The sequence below is a fragment of the Cerasicoccus frondis genome (assembly GCA_031296915.1).
In the GTDB taxonomy this organism is placed as follows: Bacteria; Verrucomicrobiota; Verrucomicrobiia; order Opitutales; family Cerasicoccaceae; genus Cerasicoccus; species Cerasicoccus frondis.
In genome coordinates this window covers 50,873-69,175 of sequence record JAVDPC010000018.1, presented here as the reverse complement: position 1 = coordinate 69,175, position 18,303 = coordinate 50,873, and the positions used below count along the sequence as shown (strand labels likewise).

Annotated in this window: 13 protein-coding genes; 7 read left to right on the top strand and 6 right to left on the bottom strand. The window is 53.6% G+C overall.

Annotated elements, in window-relative coordinates; genetic code table 11:
* Positions 1 to 2: 2 nt before the first annotated feature.
* Both RBB63_RS14490 and RBB63_RS14485 read right to left on the bottom strand, forming a co-directional pair.
* Positions 3 to 2,102, bottom strand: coding sequence for an HAD-IIB family hydrolase (locus RBB63_RS14490; RefSeq protein WP_309385516.1), 2,100 nt, complete (start codon positions 2,100 to 2,102; stop codon positions 3 to 5).
* Between the two features lie 26 nt (positions 2,103 to 2,128).
* The gene (locus RBB63_RS14485; protein WP_309385514.1) at positions 2,129 to 3,478 is read right to left on the bottom strand and encodes a glycosyltransferase; all 1,350 of its coding nucleotides are present in this window, start codon (positions 3,476 to 3,478) and stop codon (positions 2,129 to 2,131) included.
* Positions 3,479 to 3,641: 163 nt separating this feature from the next.
* Between RBB63_RS14485 and RBB63_RS14480 the strand changes: the two genes are divergently transcribed.
* Both RBB63_RS14480 and RBB63_RS14475 read left to right on the top strand, forming a co-directional pair.
* Positions 3,642 to 4,259: a flavin reductase family protein gene (locus RBB63_RS14480; RefSeq protein ID WP_309385512.1), complete on the top strand. Its 618-nt coding sequence runs from the start codon at positions 3,642 to 3,644 to the stop codon at positions 4,257 to 4,259.
* Between the two features lie 84 nt (positions 4,260 to 4,343).
* On the top strand, positions 4,344 to 5,792 hold the full coding sequence (locus RBB63_RS14475) for a sulfatase-like hydrolase/transferase (protein WP_309385510.1): 1,449 nt from the start codon (positions 4,344 to 4,346) through the stop codon (positions 5,790 to 5,792).
* 14 nt (positions 5,793 to 5,806) lie between these two features.
* Here RBB63_RS14475 and RBB63_RS14470 read toward each other — a convergent pair whose 3' ends face one another.
* Positions 5,807 to 6,730, bottom strand: a complete 924-nt coding sequence (locus RBB63_RS14470) for a substrate-binding domain-containing protein (RefSeq protein WP_309385508.1) — start codon at positions 6,728 to 6,730, stop codon at positions 5,807 to 5,809.
* Positions 6,731 to 6,916: 186 nt separating this feature from the next.
* Here RBB63_RS14470 and RBB63_RS14465 point away from each other — a divergent pair, with 186 nt between their 5' ends.
* The 3 genes from RBB63_RS14465 (at position 6,917) to RBB63_RS14455 (ending at position 10,252) form a co-directional block, all read left to right on the top strand.
* The gene (locus RBB63_RS14465; protein WP_309385506.1) at positions 6,917 to 7,867 is read left to right on the top strand and encodes a class I SAM-dependent methyltransferase; all 951 of its coding nucleotides are present in this window, start codon (positions 6,917 to 6,919) and stop codon (positions 7,865 to 7,867) included.
* A 92-nt stretch (positions 7,868 to 7,959) separates the two neighbouring features.
* The gene (locus tag RBB63_RS14460) at positions 7,960 to 9,579 is read left to right on the top strand and encodes a glycoside hydrolase family 5 protein (protein ID WP_309385504.1); all 1,620 of its coding nucleotides are present in this window, start codon (positions 7,960 to 7,962) and stop codon (positions 9,577 to 9,579) included.
* A gap of 178 nt (positions 9,580 to 9,757) precedes the next feature.
* Positions 9,758 to 10,252, top strand: a complete 495-nt coding sequence (locus RBB63_RS14455; RefSeq protein WP_309385502.1) for a S24/S26 family peptidase — start codon at positions 9,758 to 9,760, stop codon at positions 10,250 to 10,252.
* Positions 10,253 to 10,254: 2 nt separating this feature from the next.
* On the opposite strand, the gene RBB63_RS14450 is transcribed toward RBB63_RS14455, so the two are convergent.
* A complete protein-coding gene (locus RBB63_RS14450; RefSeq protein ID WP_309385500.1) occupies positions 10,255 to 10,890 on the bottom strand; it encodes a response regulator in 636 nt (211 codons plus the stop codon).
* A 356-nt stretch (positions 10,891 to 11,246) separates the two neighbouring features.
* On the opposite strand from RBB63_RS14450, the gene RBB63_RS14445 reads away from it, so the two are divergent.
* Both RBB63_RS14445 and RBB63_RS14440 read left to right on the top strand, forming a co-directional pair.
* On the top strand, positions 11,247 to 12,404 hold the full coding sequence (locus tag RBB63_RS14445) for a hybrid sensor histidine kinase/response regulator (RefSeq protein ID WP_309385499.1): 1,158 nt from the start codon (positions 11,247 to 11,249) through the stop codon (positions 12,402 to 12,404).
* A 9-nt stretch (positions 12,405 to 12,413) separates the two neighbouring features.
* Positions 12,414 to 15,143: a response regulator gene (locus tag RBB63_RS14440; RefSeq protein WP_309385497.1), complete on the top strand. Its 2,730-nt coding sequence runs from the start codon at positions 12,414 to 12,416 to the stop codon at positions 15,141 to 15,143.
* Positions 15,144 to 15,194: 51 nt separating this feature from the next.
* Here RBB63_RS14440 and RBB63_RS14435 read toward each other — a convergent pair whose 3' ends face one another.
* Together RBB63_RS14435 and RBB63_RS14430 are read right to left on the bottom strand one after the other, a co-directional pair.
* The gene (locus tag RBB63_RS14435) at positions 15,195 to 15,914 is read right to left on the bottom strand and encodes a hypothetical protein (RefSeq protein ID WP_309385495.1); all 720 of its coding nucleotides are present in this window, start codon (positions 15,912 to 15,914) and stop codon (positions 15,195 to 15,197) included.
* Positions 15,915 to 15,917: 3 nt separating this feature from the next.
* Positions 15,918 to 18,278: a pilus assembly PilX N-terminal domain-containing protein gene (locus RBB63_RS14430; protein WP_309385493.1), complete on the bottom strand. Its 2,361-nt coding sequence runs from the start codon at positions 18,276 to 18,278 to the stop codon at positions 15,918 to 15,920.
* Positions 18,279 to 18,303: the final 25 nt, after the last annotated feature.

The following is an 18,303-nucleotide window of genomic DNA, read 5'->3' as shown; positions in this document are numbered from 1 at the left end:
GTTTATTCTTCGTCCAGTAGGCCAACCTCATGACAGGCGGCGATGTATTCACTGCACGACCAGGCTTGGTAGGCCTTGCCCATTGGCTTGCCCGTCACACCATGCGCCCATTCGTTGAATTCCCATTCAAACTGCGCACCCGCATAATTGATTTCCGCCAACTTGTGGAGCTGCTCGTAGGCCAAATCCTTGAGGCCCAACCGGCTTAAAAAGCGCACCCAGACGCCCCCCACCAAAGGCCAGATGCCCCCGTTGTGGTAATGATGCGGCAGGTTGAGCAAGTTCACCGTATAGTAGCGCTTCCAATTCGGGTCGCCCGATTCGACTGCCGGGTAGAGGTTTTTGGCCGGAAAGGGCTCCGTCACTCCAGCGCCCCACATGAAGCGGAACGCCGTCTGCGCATGCTCGTGGTCGATCACATTGAACAGGAACGCCAGGCAATTGCCGAAGACATCGCAACGCCAGTCGTGGTCAAAGGGCGTGATCTGCGCCAGCAGATAGCTGGTGTCCCCCATCGTGGCTTGGGAATCCGCAAAACTATAGGCGCGCTCTGGAGCCGATCGGAGCGAGGGCCAGAATGAGCGTTGGATTTTCTTTTTGATCGTTCCCGACCACCGCAGGTAATCCCCCGCTTTGCTCCATTGACCCAGGTATTCCATCAGCCGCCCATAGGCAATGTTCGCGCGGAACCACAGCACCTCGTCCACGAGCACATGATAGCTGCGCCCAAAGAGGTCCGTCCAGTCGCCAGCCTCCGGAATTTCCAAGAGTGCGTCATTATTGCTGTCGTGCGCGCTCAGCCAGTCCATCGCCTTTTGCAGGCGCTCCGCATGCTTGCGCAACAGCTCGTAATCCTGGGTGGCGCGCACATACTCAGCAAAAGCGATGATCACCCACAAGCCGCTGTCGATCGAGCAAATGCCGCCGACTCCGGAGTAGTCCGGCTTGCCCGTATCCAGGCTGACATTGGCCGGAATCTGCCCGTTAAGCGTCATGCAACTGAGCAAGGTATCGAGCGAAGCGCGCTGGCAGGCGCGGATGTCGGGATCGTCCAATTCGATGGTGCCAACGATGGTCACGCTGGCGTCGCGCGCCCACACGCTACGGTAATTTTCATCGGTGCCGCGCGTATTGTTGTCTGCCAGCGAACAGGCAGAGAAACCCTTGGGCGTGATGTTTTTGCGAATGCCCGCAATGGCTTTTTCGTAGCCCATCTTGATGAAGGCGCGCTGCGGCTCCTCCACCGGCGTGGTTTCTTCCACATCGAGCAAGTGCTGAATTTCCGGCGCCTGGCTGGGCGACGCTTCGCTCGGCGAGGCGTAAACCACCCCCTTGATCACGCCATAATATTGCAAGCCTTCGAGCACGCCATCAGCGCAGGCCCCTTCGGCCCGGTAAACTTCCTTGCGGCCGACCATGCGCTCCAGCAACTCCGGCTGCGCATTGCCTACGACAATTCCGCGCACCCCACGCTTGAGGAACATCGCGTTGTCATTTCCCGTATCGCCAGCCACCAGGCATTCCTCGCGTTGGATGTCCAGGAATTTGAGCAACCATGAAAGCGCATTGCCCTTGTCTGCAAACTTCGGCAGCACGTCCAAGTCACGGCCACTGGAGTAAATGACGTTCGTTTCCAGATTACGGGCAGCCAATGCTTCTTCCAGCCGCTCCAAGTCCTCCTGCTCGGACTCGGAATACCAACTGCTCTTCACCCCGGTTTGAAAGTGATCAGGCTGCTTGATCGCATCGGGCAGGCATTCGCGCACGGCGTTCTCGACCAACACCAAGTCCCAGCCTTCTTCCAGGATGACGGAAAACTCTTTGATCAGCTCGCCACGTTTGAAATCGAAAATTTCCACGCCCACGCCACAGATGCAGTAGTCGGGTTCAGGCAGGTGTTTTTTCTTAATCAGACGCAGCAAATCGTCGAGCATTCGCCCCGTGTTATAAACGAGCAGCGGTCGGTCGTCTTCCGGCAAGCTTTCCCACGTGCGGGAAAAGGACAAAGCGGAATCCGCCTTGCCCAACAATGTGCCGTCAACATCCGACGCAAACACGCGGAATTTTGTGGAGTGATCTTGAGCAGTAACGTCTCGAAGCATAGCGGGTAAATTAGGTTTGAAAGCCATTAGCCAGCAGCCGTTACTTCGAGTCGGGGCATGCCGCGACCTTCAACAACCTTGAGCAATTGCTGCGCAATGCCCGTCCACGTAAACAGACTGCGCACCTTGTGCGCGCCGTTGTAGGCAAGACGATTATGGATCGCCGGATGACGCAGCGCCTTCAGGATTGTGTAGCCGTAGTCCTGCGCGTCGAAACTGTCCGCATACAACGCGTCGACTCCGTAAGTCAGTGTGCGAAAAAGCCCGCCATGCGTCGTCACCACCGTGGGCGTGCCACACGCCATGGCCTCAATCGCTGTCATGCCAAAGGGCTCATAGCGACTCGGCAGGCAGAACACATCCGCAGCGCGATAAAAGTCCGGCATGTCCGGATCTTCCAGCGAGCCAGTCAACACCACCCGATCCTGCAAGCCATGCTCGTTAATCTTGTCGATGAGTTCCTTGAGCATTGGGTCCTCCATCGTCTGTTTGTTCTCTGACCCAACGGCTAAACGGAGAATCGCGCGGTCATCGCTTTTCGCCACAACCGCAAAAGCGTCCACGAGTAAGTCCATGCCCTTGTTGCGCGCAAGGCGCCCGATGCAGGCAACCACTTTGGCTTCCGGCGCATAGCCCATTGACTCACGGATCGAATCACGCGTCGCTTTACTCACCGGGAAGAAACGGTTGTCATCATAACCCGGCGGAATCATCACCAGCTTTTCCGCCGGTATGCCATAATCCTCCTTAAACATATCGAGCTGAATGGGGGACGTCGCCACCACCATCTCGCACTCACGGTAAAGAATGTTTTCGTGATGTATCCGACGCGAGAAATTATAAGTCTCCTCCAGCCGCTGCTCATCATCCGGGAAATCTTCGCGCATCAACTTCTGCTTCCAGGAGCCAATTGAATGCGGCGTGTGAATGTGCGTCACCCCCAACTCCTCGGCCATGTGTTGGCCGGCCAAACCAGCATCCCAATAATGCGAATTAATAAATGCGTATCTCAGCTTTTTCTTCTCAATATAGCGCAACGCATTTTCAGTCCACTGCGGCAACTTCTTATAAAGATACTCCTTGGGAATAAATTCGTTGCCACCACATTTCATGCGGATGATCTGTACATGATCATCGACTTTTTCCAGTTCGGGTTGATCTTCAAAACGCCGCGTCCAGATGTCGACTTGATAGCCGAGCTGCGCTAATTTTTTCGCCAACTCCAGGACATAAACGACTTGCCCTCCAGTGTCAGGCAATCCCAGTGGGGGCTCGGCGGCTACGTATCCATGCGTGGATACCAGCGCTATGCGTTCACGCTTTCGCGTGCGACGGCTGCGTTTCGCTTCGGGCGGCTTAAGGTAGATATCTTCCATAAGGCGCAGACAGAGTAGCCCAATCTACAACCGCTTGCAACCTTTGCTTGAAATTCGCTTATTTGAAAAACCCTAATATTATTTTTAAAAAATCAAATTGGGTACACAAGCTCATGGTTCTTTTTTAGTTTTCACCTAGCTGCACTCTGCTAAAAATGGAGGCATGCATCTGGATTTTTCCAATCTCTCCAAAGCGCAGTCTTACCATGTGATGACGCATTGCATCGTACCCAGACCCATTGCGTGGATCTTAACCACAAACGAAAATGGCTCTTATAACTTGGCGCCGTTCTCGTACTTTCAGGCGATCGGCAGCAAGCCCGCCACGGTCATGGTGTCCATTGGCTTCAAAGCCGATGGCGGCAAGAAGGATACACTCGTCAACCTTGAGCGTGAACAGCATTGCGTGATGCACATCGCAAATGTCGAGCAAGTCAATGCGGTCAACCTATCGGCCAAGCCACTACCCTACAATGAAAGTGAAACCGAACTCTGCACTTTGAGCACGACCACAGTGGATGGTTGGTCCTTGCCACGTTTGACCGATGCGTCGGTTGCGTTTTATTGCCGATTGATCGAAGTCAATGTCATCTCCGGCATGAACGTCGTCTTTGCTGAAGCACGATGCATCTGGATTGATGACGCCATTACCGAACCAGCTCCGATGGGAGGCGACGTACCCGATTTGCCCAACCCGAAAAAGCTAGACCCACTGGCGCGCCTGGGATTTCGCAGCTATGCCGCACTAGCTGAATCATTCGAGCTCGAACGCCCGACTTAAAACAATTGATTCATGCCTTCTCGTTAAAGACGATCAGTCACTGCCTGCAGTAAGCCAAGCAAACCTCTACCCGCAAAGTAAATTATGTCCGCCTCCCCCCAACGCCCCAACATCATCCTCATCACGACCGACCAGCAACGCTGGGACGCACTGGCGCTCAATCGCCCGAGCACTGAGTTACGCACACCGCGTCTGGATGAACTTGCTGCGGGCGGCCTTAATTGCACACGCGCTTACACGACATGCCCGGTTTGCATTCCCGCACGCCGCAGTCTGCTCTCCGGCCTACATCCGCAAACGCATGGCTTGTTTGGGTATCAGGACGGGCTGGATTGGGACGCGCCAGTTTCCACACCGGGCTTGCTCAGCCAAGCGGGCTATCAGACTCAGCTCATTGGCAAGCTGCACCTTTACCCACAGCGCAAACGCTATGGCTACCAGCACCAGATCCGCACCGAGAGCCCCAATGACCGCTGGGACACCGCAGTGCAGGGCGTAAATGACTGGGCGCGCTACCTGAAGCGCGAAGGCATTACCCAACACGTCAACAACATTGGCATCGATGGCAATGGCCGCAACGCGCGGGCCTGGGACATGGAAGAGCGCTACCACCACACGAGTTGGCTCACGGATCAGGCTGTGGACTTTGTCACGGAATTTCGTGACCCGACTTGCCCGTTCTTCCTCCACCTAAGCTACTGGGCTCCGCACCCGCCACTCATCCCGCCTCAAGCCTACTGGGACATGTATGCCAACCATTCAACCACCCCCACAATGGGAGACTGGGCGCCAGACCTCCCGTGGATTCCCGGCACTGGCAACACCGGCGCGATTGGCCCTTTTCGAGAGGATGAAATGCACGCCGCCATCCGCGGCTACTACGGCCTCATCACCCACGTTGATCACCGTATCGACTACTTTCTCTCAAGAGCCTTTGGCTACGGTTCGCCCCGCGCCAACGAGCCAACGCTCATCATCTTCACCTCCGACCATGGTGAGATGCTGGGAGACCACCATCTCTGGCGCAAGTCGTTGCCCTACGAAGCCTCTGCGCGCATTCCTTACTTCTTTGCGTGGCGCAACATGGACTTGAAGCCCGGCTCTTTCGACGGTCTGGTCAGTCTGGAAGACATCGCCGCGACGATCTTTGATATCTGCGGCCTTGAGCAACCTGCAGAATTTAACAACGAGCTGGACAGTCGCTCACTCGCCCCTGCGCTTCGCGGTGAAGCATGCCACACCCGCGATCGCCTCTTCGGCGAATGCACCGGCGTGGGCACGCACAATTACATCGTCGAAGGCGCATGGAAATACATCTGGTATGAAAAGACCAACGAGGAACAGCTGTTCAATGTCCTCGAAGACCCAGATGAACTCCATGACTGCTCCGGCTCAAACGCCGATCTGCTCGATGGCTTTCGCTCGCACATGGCAGATTACCTCAAGGACCGCACCGACCGCACTTATGACCGCGCTTCGCTGAAGCCTTGCGAGAATAAGCCGCCTCAGGTGTTTTGGGCTGGGCGCGTATAATGCCGAGAACGGAATCAACGCGTCGACTCACGAACGATCAACTCATGAAAATGCCGCACCAAGGCTGATTCCGGGAAGCGCCGCTTGTCACGGTATTCAAAGAGGTAACGGCTTGCACCAGCCACCATTTCCTCGACAGGGATATTCATAGTAGTGACCCCCGGATAGGCTGCAACGGGATGGGGGTCGTTGTTATAACCCGTAACGAGCACGTCGCTGGGAGTGCGGTAACCGATTTCCCCAAGCCACTGCGTCACTACGCCCGCCAATCGATCTGAGACACAGACTATCCCGGTTTTCTTGCCAGCGCCAATCGCTGCATCCAAAAACGGTCGAATAGCCTCAAGCTGCTGGAACGGCTCCGCATGCACGGACCAAGACACCGCCAGTAGCTGGCTACTTTGAAAACGCTCGGTGGTAAATTTATTAAATGCGCGCTCACGCCCTTGCAGGAAAGTCGTGCCCGGAGCGACATCTGCAACGTAAATGAGACGCTGGCAGTGCAATTGATCCACCAAGTATTCGAGCAGGTCGCGCATGCCGCGCAAATCGTCGTCCACCGCCTGATAAAGACCACTCGCCACCGGACAGCGGCGCCGGACCAACGCCACCGCAACACGCTGAGCAAGCAGCTTGGGGATGACTGTTTCGTAGTCCTGATGCGGGCAAAAATACAACAGACCTTTGCAACCCAGCACAGATTCGACGACCTCATTGTCAGCCATAAGCTTTGCGACATCCGCCTCCGTAAAAAGCTTACAACCGTGCCCACGGTTGGAGGCCATCGACATAAAAGTCGACACGGCGCGGCTATAAAAGGCCGCCTGCAAGAGGTCTGGATGCGGTAAAACCAGACCAATACAATCTGGCGGACGCCAATGCGGAATGACCAAGCCTTCTGGATTGGGGCAATCCATGACGGTAACATGCGAATTCATAACGGACAAAACTAGCAGTAGGAAGATGACGAGACCAAGGCCACAAGCCATGCCACAAAATTGGACAAAGGCAATTGACCCAACGATATTTACGCAAACGATTTATAGCAGCAAAGTTTGGAGCTCGAAATACCCGATACCCCTAATATTTTATGGCTTCAGCCCGCACCGCCCATACATCAAACCATGCTCAGCCCACACCAGTACCTGGCCTGCCTCTCACACGTTCTCTCGGATGCGGCGATTGGCCTGTGCGGTATGGTCGGTTTGTCCCTCGTAACGAGTGGTAGGCGGCACCAGCGCTATTCGTTAGAAAAATCTGCAAGCTATATTGAAGACTACGTGACCCTCTTTGAGGACCTCCTAGGCGGCCCAGGCTCATTTCATGGCCACGTATGCGAACTTGGCCCCGGAGACTCCCTGGGCGGAGGCGTGCTTTATCGCCTGCGCGGCGCAGCTTCCGTGACTTTCCTTGAACGTTTCCAACGCCAGGAGTCCGAGCGAGAAAAGAAAATTTGCGAACTCATTTACCAACGCGAGATAGATCGCAAAAGCTCTACGGAACAAAGCAACTCTGCAACGCAAAGCTTAAATCCGATCACAAACACCTTTCAGCTCATTCAAGGCGTCACAGCGGAGTCTCACTTGCGTGTAGACACCACGACATACGACCTGATTTTGAGCAATAGCGTTATCCAGCACACCACCGATCCACTGCCCCTGCTCCAGCTTTGCTATGATCGGCTCAAGCCCGGCGGGCGCATGCTGCATGTGATCGATCTGCGCAATCTCGGAATCTTAAAGCAGTGGGGTGAGCTCGCGTGGCTGGAGACGCCACCTGCGTTACATCGCCGCATGGTGCGCCACACAGGGCGCCCTAATCGCACGCGATTTAAGGACTACCGGAACTGGGCCGAATCAACTGGAGGAAAAATGACTGTCCGCATCCGTCACTTGGTCGGCTCGGATCAGCATTGGGGAGACGTCGCGCCAACGGATATTCCTGAGGACGCCTGGTCGGCCAGCCGGGAACTCGTCCGTGAAGCCAGGCCACGCTTTACTCCGATTTTCCGCAGTCACAGCACGCGCGACCACGCCGTTGCAACTTTTGTCTTCATTGTCGAAAAGCCAGAATAGGCCGCCATACCCGGGCAACCAATTGCCGAAAGCACACACGATTGTCATTTGACCGGACGGCCAAAGCGAATAGCGTTTTGCAACGTAACCCCATGAAATTCATATTCGCCCTTTTTCTGGTAGCTTTCGCGCAAGCAATTCACGCTGAAACTGATTTGTTGCCCCCGCTACTGAGCAATGGCGATTTCGAAGCTGGCGCCGAAGACTGGCCCTTACCCGAAGGCGCAAGCATTGAGGTTGAAGCAGACGGCAACCATTACCTCCGCCTTCAATACCTGAAGCCCGACTACTTTCTGGGATCACCGCGCAGCATCCCGCTTCTACCAGAACTGCAGGCGCTCCGGCTAAGCTATCGCGTCCGCTACGAGAACGTGCAGCAAGGCAAAAAACAATGGCACGATGGCCGCATCATCATAGACTTCAAGGACGCCAATGGTAAACGCATCGGCGGCGCCAGCCCACCCTACTTCAAACGCACCGCGAAGGATTGGAAAACACGCAGCCAGGACTTCGTCATTCCCCATGGAGCAACAACGCTGGAGATCATTCCCGTGCTGTTCCACGCCAAGAGCGGCACGCTGGAGTTCGACGACTTCGTGCTCACACCCATTGATGCCGCGCCAGTCATCGCTCAACAAGCAGCCGCTTCTCAAGCCCGCGAAGCAGAACAGCAAAGGCGCGCAGCCTTGGTGAAGCCGAGCGTGACCCGACCTGCCGCCGACGACATGCCGGCCGCACTCCGCGTACAAGGCAACCAGATCGTGACCGACGAAGGCGAAGTCGTGTGGCTACAAGGCGTCAATGTTCCGAGCTTAGAGTGGGTCTCTGGCGGCGAGCACATTTTGCGTTCAATCGAAGTGGCGCTAACAGACTGGCAGGCCAACTGCATTCGCCTACCCGTAAAGGGAAAATTCTGGGCGGGCAAAGGACCATACCAAAAGGACGGCGGCGCTGCCTACCGCCAACTCATTGAAGACGCGGCGAATCTGTGCGCCACGCACGACGCTTATCTAATACTCGACCTGCACCATTTCAGGGCGCCAGAACCAACCGATGCCGACTTCTGGCATGAAGCCGCCACACGCTTTAAGAATCATCCCGCAGTGCTGTTCGATTTACTCAATGAACCACACGACATCACTTGGGAGGTCTGGCGCAACGGTGGCCCGACCGGTAGCCAAAAGGTTGGAGTCAATGCAGACGAAGTCGGTGACGGCTTGCGTGATTTCGACTCCATTGGCATGCAGGCGCTCGTGGATACCGTACGCGAAACCGGCGCTGAAAACATTGTCATTGTTGGTGGCCTAGACTGGGGCTACGACCTATCCGGAGTGCTCGACGGCTACGCCCTGCAAGACCCCTCAGGCCGAGGCATTGTTTATTCATCTCACTTCTATCCTTGGAAAAACGGTTGGCAAAAAGCGTTCCTCGACGTTGCGGAAAAGTATCCTGTTATCATTGGTGAAGTCGGCATAGATTCCAAGCTGCACGATTTTCAAAACGACCAACAAGAGGCTTTCGAAACGTGGGTTCCTGACGCACTCGGCGTGATCCAGAAACATCGGCTACACTGGACGGCCTGGACCTTTCACCACAAGGCCACGCCACGCCTGATTCTCGATTTGGACACCTACGAACCGACTCCCTTCTGGGGCACACACGCCCAGGCTGCCCTCGCCGGTGAGCAATTCGAGTTGAAAGCACTGCGCTGACCCCCAGGAGGTGGTGTCAGGACACTACACGGGGTTACAGCTGTTAACGGAATCGGTTCATATTTTGAGGCATGGCGATTACAGGTTTAGCCTATTCATTTGAAGGATTATAAGGCCTTCGATTCATACTCTGGCCGGATACCCAAATCTGCCAAACGATGAGATGATTTGAGGCATTATGAAACTTATCCAAGCCTCCCTGATCCTCTTGCTTTCACTGCTCATCGCTGACACCATTTACGGCAGCAGCCCAGCGGTTAACATTCGCACCGATGTGCCCATGCCGCAGGCAATCGACGATGCGCTTGCCGCCGCAGAACACAATCAGCAATGGGTGGTAATGCTGGGCGACGGCCACTCGATGGCTCCTTACTATGGACGCGGTTCCGTGCTGATGGTATCGCCAATGTGCTTTTACAAACTCAAGCCTGGCATGATCGCAGTTTATCGTGACAACTCTGGCGACTTGATCGGACACTGGCTAATCGAAAGCGAGAATGGCAAATGGGTCACCCAAGGCGCAAACAACCGCCCAGTCGATCCTCAGTTAATGGAAAAGCACAACTACGTGGGGGTTGTCTTCGGCGTTCTGAATTCCGCAGGCATCTGCTCGGAAGGCATGGCCTATGCAAACGTCAATGGACTGGAGTGGGTAACCGGCAAGCAATACTGAAGCTATAGCTCGGTTAAGCCACTCACGATCGCATAGCGCGTTAAGCCGGCAGTATCATGAATATCCAACTTGTTGATAATGCGCTGGCGATGGGTTTCGGCGGTTTTCACACTGATGCCCAATTTTCCCGCAATCTCTTTGTTACTGTTACTCTCAGCGATTAACTGCAGCACTTCACGCTCTCGATTCGAAAGATCTTTGACGGAATTCGCCTGTTCCGGATGAAGCATCACCTCACGTAGGTGGCTGGAGATGTTAGGGCTGAAGTAAGTCTGCCCCGCCGCCACCATATTGATCGCGGTATCCAAAATCGTCAACGATTCAGACTTTTGCACCATTCCACTCACTCCGCACTCCAGGAGTTTTTGAACGTAGTCTCTATGTGGAAATGAAGACAGCGCCAACACACTCACGTTGGGCAGCTCGCGCTTCAACTTCTGCATGATGCCAATACCATTTAAGTTTGGCAGCATGATATCAATGATAGCGATATCTGGCTTTAATTCAGCAATCAGCTTGTAGCCATCGAGGCCATCTCCACTTTCCCCAACCAACTCAAGCATCGAGGAATCGCGTATCAGATTGGCAATGAACTCGCGGAACATCAATTCATCTTCGACTACAACGACTTTTTTCATCGGTTATATTTTAGGAGTAGGGGTTAAGTATAAAAGGAATCAAACAGCCGCAGCACTACAACCCTGAAAGAATGTTAACTGATTTTTGAGCCAACAAAAAGTCCACACACCAGCGATTACTTTTAAAGTTTAGTAAAAATGCAATTATTCTATGTTCAATAACTTATAGAAATTAAGAATATAGGCATTGGTAGAAAAATCAAGCTCACCATTAATTTTCATTTAAGTAAGATCGAGAAGTTACGAGAATTATTATATAAATACCCCTGAGCTCTAACTAATGTTCCCCACCCCAAAGAATGTACGGCATAGAGCAGGCCATTAGTTAATCCTTCACATTCAACTATTTTCAATCCGTGATAAATCTGGATATTGTAATCGCGGTTGTGGATGACACCTCGGAAAACCTCAAGGTGTTGCGACGACTGCTCGTACAAGCTGCATATAAAGTGCTTTGCTTCAACGATGCAGAGTCGGCTCTGCGCGCGTTCGCTAAACGCAAACCGGACTTAGTTTTGATGGACGTCAACATGCCCACAATGGACGGCTACGAAGCCTGTAGTGAAATGAAGGCTCAGGACCAATTGCGTGATATTCCAGTCATCTTCATTAGTGCTCTCTCCGACTCAGAAGACATTGTCCGGGGCTTCTCAGTGGGCGGCGCAGACTACATCGTGAAACCTTTCCGAGCACCCGAAGTATTGGCGCGGGTTAAGAACAATGTCTCTAACCATTTTTTGCAAAAATCCCTGCGTGAAAGCTATCAACAAGTGGTCGAACTTGAAAGTATGCGCGACAACCTCGTCCACATGATCGTTCATGATCTCAGAACTCCGCTTTCCACCATGCAGGGCTATGCGCAGCTCTGTGAGCGACGCATTCAAGATGGCGACATACCCCGCTTGGACGACATACAACGCATTAATGATGGAGCCGACCGCATGTCGTGCATGCTCAATGACATGCTATCCGTCAATCAGGTGGAGCGCAGCGGACTCAGGCTCAACCAAGGGCAATTTGACGTAACCGAGGAGTGTCGCCAACTCATCAGCCTGTTTCAAACGACCTACCCCAGGCATGCCCTGAGTCTCTCGGCTCCGGGATACCCAATCGTGCTTCAAGCCGATGAAGGCCTGATTCGCCGGGTGATTGAAAACCTGCTGGTCAATGCCGTAAAATTTACGCAAACCGGCCTTGAGATTTTGTTGGAAGTGAAAAAGGACGCGTCCGGCACAGTACACATCGCGGTGACTGATCAAGGCAAGGGTGTTCCCGACGAAGACAAGCAGCGCATCTTTAATAAATTCAGCCAGGCGCTAACCAGCGACACTCGCTACAAAGGCTCGATTGGCCTCGGCCTCACGTTCTGTAAATATGCAGTCGAAGCTCACAGTGGCGAAATTGGCGTTCAGGATTCCCCAAATGGAGGTAGCCGATTTTGGTTTTCCCTCCCAGACAAAACGTCGGAATCTAGTTCGTTTACCAAGGAAACGCTTTCGAGCGCATCCGCATGATAGTTCGCGATGGAGTCAACAGGCGAATCAGTCACACCAGACTTGAATGAATATCCGGGAGCTTCCCTGCAATTTCTTGGGTTGAATGATTCCAGTGGAGATAATCGCTTTGAGCAGATCACGAACTTGGCCTGCAAAGTGTTATCTGCCCAATTCTGCATCGTATCGCTGATCGAGAAAGAATACATCTGGTATAAACTGAGCGATGCCAAAGCAGACCCCATACTTGAGCGAGTAAACGCCTTTTGCTCACACGCTATCGTGCAAGACAGCTTTCTCGAGATTCAAGATACCCAAAAAGATTCGTGCTTCGAAAACCATCCCATAGTCCAAGACGGCACGATTCGCTATTGCGCCGGGCAACCGCTCAAACGAATCGATGGAAAGCACTTGGGAGGTTTATACTTATTCGATCACAAGCCGCGCAAGCTGACCGCAGCGGAACGCGAACTTCTCAGCGACTTCGCTCGCTTAGTTGAAAGCGACATCAACCGCGATTACTTGAGGCTGCAAAACATCAATGCCGAAGACTGGCAGTTGGACGAATACGGCCGTGCATTAGTCACCCAGCAACAGGAACAGGCCATGGCCACGACCATCATGGAAAACATGACCCATGGCATCGTGGCCTGTGACGCTTCTGGCAATTTAACGTTCTTTAATCGCATTGCCCGCGAGTGGCACAACTGCGACATTCGCAGGGTCCCCCCAGAAAGATGGGCGGAGTCGTTTGACCTCTATGAGGGAGATGGCGTCACGCCGCTGGCTACCGAACGCATCCCTCTGGTGCGCGTCATGAACGGTGAACGCGTTCGTAATTCCGATATGGCGATATGCGCAGAAGGACATGCGCCGCGGCTGGTCACTTGCAATGCAGATCTACTCTACGACGACACAGGCAACTTACTCGGTGGCGTTGTCGTCATGCATGACATTACGGAGCGCGTGAAGAATGAACGCGAGATTTCACAGGCCCTGGCAATGTTGGATGCCACACAAGACGGCTTGTTCATCTGCTCTCCCCAAACCCTTCAGTTTGAGTACGTAAACCTCGGCGCAATCAAGCAAGTGGGCTACTCCCGCGAGGAACTCATGCGCATGACGCCACTCGACATTAAGCCCGACTATGATGAGCACAGCTACCGCGCCATGCTGAACGCCATCAATCAGCATCCTGAGCAAACGCATCGCTTCACAACCGTGCATCGCCACAAGGACGGACATCATATTCCGGTCGAGTTAAACCTGCAACTGATCACTCCACCAGGAGGCTCCCCCCATGTCGTCGCCACCGTGCGCGACATCACCGAACGTGAACAAGCGCAGGCGATGCAGATCGCCAAAGAAGCGGCTGAAGAAGCCAACCGAAGCAAGAGCGCCTTCCTGGCAAACATGAGTCACGAAATTCGTACGCCGATGAACGCCATCTTCGGCTACACTCAGCTCATGCAAAATGAGTCGGGGCTGAACAATACCGCCAAGAGTTATCTGGACGTCATCAGCGGAAGCAGCGAACACTTGCTGAGTTTGATCAACGATATTTTAGACATGTCCAAAGTCGAAGCCGGTATGGTCAAGCTGGACATTGCGCCTCTGGATTTTCCCAAGCTGTTGGCCGAAACCGTTGACCTCTTCCGCCACCGCGCCAAGGAAAAGGGGCTCACGCTCAAGCTGGAATGCGTAACCCAGGCGCCGCGCTACATCGAGGGAGACGAAAATAAAATTCGCCAAATAATCATCAACCTCATCGGCAATTCCCTGAAGTTCACTGAGGAAGGCGAAATTTGCGTTCGCACAAGTCTGGACGAAACTTCCGCATCCATTATCGTCGACGTGGAAGACACCGGCTTTGGCATTAGAGAGTCCGATAGGGAATCCATTTTCGAGCCCTTCGAACAGGCTGAGCAGGCACGAATGCAAGGAGCTGGGTCAGGGCTGGGATTGTCGATCAGTAAGCACTTCGCTGAGTTAATGAAGGGGAATCTATGCCTATTGAAATCCTCGCCCCAAGGTTCGACTTTTCGATTTATGTTTCCCGTCATCAAGCATGACGAAGGACAAATCTTCGAGAAAACAGCCAGCCACCAGAAAATACTTTCCCTCGACGAGTCGCAAACCGACTGGCGCATACTGGTCGTCGACGACCGTGACACTAACCGGGCGCTGCTTGGCCACATGCTCCAACGCGTCGGTTATAACGTGCGGACCAGCGTTGACGGCGCTCAGGCGATTGAAGATGCATTGGCATGGCGCCCGCACCTGATTCTCATGGACATGCAGATGCCACAAATGGACGGCAAGGAGGCAACGCGTCGCATCCGCAGCCAATCAGAGATTGCCGAAACGCCTATCGTCATCGTCTCCGCCAGCGTCTTAGACGAAAACCGTGAAGAGGCGCTGGAATCCGGCGCCAATGGCTTTATTCGCAAACCGTTCCGCGAAAATGAAATCCTGGAAGAAGCAGCACGTCAACTGGGCGCTGAATACATCTATGCGGAGCCGCCAGAAGGAGCCAGCAGCATGGACTTCACGCAACTCAAAAACCTGATTTCCTCACTCATGTCTGATCAACTGCGACAGGATTGCCTGGACGCCCTCGACATGGGAGACGTCGATGAGCTTGTGGACCACATAGCCAATCGCATGGGGGAGAGCCAACCAGTGCTCTTGCAAACAATTTCCGCCCTCGCTGACCAACTCGATTTCACCTCCCTGCGAAGCCTGCTGGAAGCAGAGTAAGCGGGAAGGCATCCAAGGATATAGCAAGCTGCATCCTGCATGAGGCGTTCGCTAAGACGACTCTGTCTGTTCGTTGACGTAATAATCTTTCAGCCCCTTCCGCAGCATTTCGGCGAAGGTCTCGAATTCATCAGGAGATGTCTTCAGCAGGATCAGCGCTTGGTAGGGCCCAAGTTCAAACCAAAATTCACCTACGGCTTCAGCCTCGGGCGTATCCGGGTTCAATGTGTAGTCGATCTCGTAGAAGACCTGGCCAAATATCAATGGCGTACGGACACGCTCACGCGTGCCAACGACCTCTCCTTTTCCGTTATAAAATTCGCGCACTGAACGCTCGACCGGAGGATTGACGCGGACGGCGCCATCTTCATCACGCACAAAAGTCGCTTTAACTCCAGGCATCGCCTCCAACGCGCTAGCGTAAGCACGGATTGAGGTGGGCAAGGCGCCAGGCGCCATCGCCCCCTCTGGCATGAGATAAAGCGCACATTGGATCTCCTCCCGGTAAGGCATCGACATGCTGACCGACTGCCCATTCTCTCCAGAGTATAATTGCCATGGCATTGGCGGCGGCCCTGAAATGCTGATGCCCTCAGCGCTTAGCGTCATACGACTAGCGGTATAGCCATCCACAATCTCCTCCTCAACCTCAACGATGGCGGGGATGGTGCGGTCCAGCGGTAAACGAAAGATTTGGGCATGCGCCGAAAAGGCGAACAACCAAACAAAAGCGAGGCAGAGCAATCTTGGGGATACAGCAACAGTCATCATGGATTATTTATAAAGACCGGCTAGGCCGTCGTCGTATTCACTCGAATTGATGTATTCAAAGGAGACGCGACGGTAAGTGCGCACCAGAGGCGTTCCGGGCGGATAACTGCCTTGGGCAAAGAGCGAATTGAAGCCCCAATTTCGATTCGGCGGGACGTAATAGTCATTGAAGTTATTAGGCGCGCCTTCTGGACGCACCTCGCTTTCGAACAGCGAAACCAGTGAGCCGCGAATAGTCAGCGTCCGACCAGAACCCCAGTATTCCAGAAAACGTGGAAGATTGATGACCCCGAGGCTTTGCGGACGATTGGGATCACGGTCGCCGTAATAGGGCCCTTTCAGGTCTGGAGGAGTTCCGCAAACCATGGCCGCCGCAATCTCCATATGGCTAACTGCCGGACGTTTGCTTTGAATATTATTACGGCCATCCACGTCACTGTGTTTGCGGTTGTTGGGCCAATTATCGGAAAGCACTGTGATGCTGTCCGCCATAATTGCAGCCGGAAGCTCCGAACTATTGTCCGGCTTGGTGGGAGCATCGCTTTGTTTACTTCCGTCCGCGTTAAATGAACCCACCGTGTAAAGTGGCGCGTTGGTGGAAATGGTAAAACCGGGATCGGTCTGTCCACTGGGCTCGGGTATTTCTTTGGCGTCGATCAGCATCAACGCCATGTCATCCATGGCCTGTGGAACGATATTATAAGAGTTCTTCCCTGTCGATGACCCGTAGTCGAATACGCCATCTCCATCACTGTCAGTTGTGCTGGTCGGGAACTCAACATAGACGACGCCATTCCAATGCTTATCCACATCGTAAGTGCCGTCAAAGCCGGTGCTGGAGTTGTCCTTGCCATCAATGTATTCCGCCAGCTTACCGACATCCAAATAGACCACATCGATCTCTTTGTTCTCACGATGATCATACATACCGCCAGATACGCCATCTCCAGCTGTCGTGTAAGTCGTGGTCTGCTCCTCGTAGCGATAGACAGGGGTTTGCACTTCTACGGTCTTAAGTTTCCATTTGCCCTTCTTCTTCACCCACTTCTCTTCGTACGTGGTCTCATAGTGGTCCAGAACCTGAACCGTTTCCGTGACCGTATGCGTCACTGCGCCGTCATTAAAAAATTCTGGATGTGGCGCATCAATGGCGTTCATGCTTGAATTGGCGTCACCGATGATATCCGGCGGCAGGTCGACCGCGACCAAGACGGGGTTATTGTTCTCATCCACCTTTGGCGCACTGAGCGAATCACTGGAATTGGAACGTTCATAGCGATAGCCGGATAACTTATAATAGTCCTGTTGGTTGGGATCACTTTGCGCCAAGTTATGCTCCACTTTGATAATCAGACCAGCCTTGTAGGCCATTTTCTGGGCGCGCAAATCATCGTTTTTACGATCAGCATGGCCATTGGGCAAGAGTGGCTCGATCAGCGCATAGCCATTGTTCTCACGTTCGATTCCCGGAGTCGACTGGTCATCCTGAACGGAGTCATCGAACGCCACAATATTTTGAGGTTTCACGCCGAGGCTTCCATCTGCGACCCAACCCTTCCAGCGCTGCGGCGCCTCGGAAAGCCAGTCGTTGCTTAAGGAATCAAAACCACTCATTGCGGTTTGCTGACTGGAGGACTTCGGGAGTTTGGTCGTGCCAGTGCCTTCAATTTCGGTGATATCGCCAGTGGCGGTTACCTTGCCATAAATCGTCAGCGTATAGCCTTTATTCGGCCCCAACTCCATGTTGCCATTGGCATGAACCGGGCCGTAAATATCCAGGTCATAACCAGGCTGCGCCCGCATATCGGAGTTGTAAAAAATCGCATTGGAGAACAGCGGCGCGTCACGGATTTCAAATACCTCACGTGCATAGGAGGTGATTTTATCTCCCATCGCAGTCATAGCGCTGCCCATGCCATATATCTGAATGCCGCGCACGAAGATACGCTTGCCCCGCATTTCATCGAGTTCATTTGAAGGATCGTCCGGATCGATAAACTTCCACTCACCGGGCGGAATGACGCCCCCCTGCACGCTTAGTGATGAGCCATCGACTTCATTCTTTTCATAAAAAGTTTTCGCACTATCCGGAATCGAAAGAGGGTTATTTTCCGGCTTCAACACATAGGTGTCAAAAGATGACGATCGGACAAATCGCGACGCCAAGTCGGCAGCGCCATACTCCAAGGACGCCTCGGCAGCATTTTGGGCTTTCAGCCGAACAACATGGCGATCATTCAGCTTCATTTCGGATACGGTGCCAGTCATGAGACTGGCGACAATAATGCCCAACACCGTAGTCAGCACCAGTACCACCGCCAAGGCGGAACCGCCATGCGCCGAAGTTGAGAGGTGTGGTTTCATACTCAAATCAGGTTCAGGTAAATGA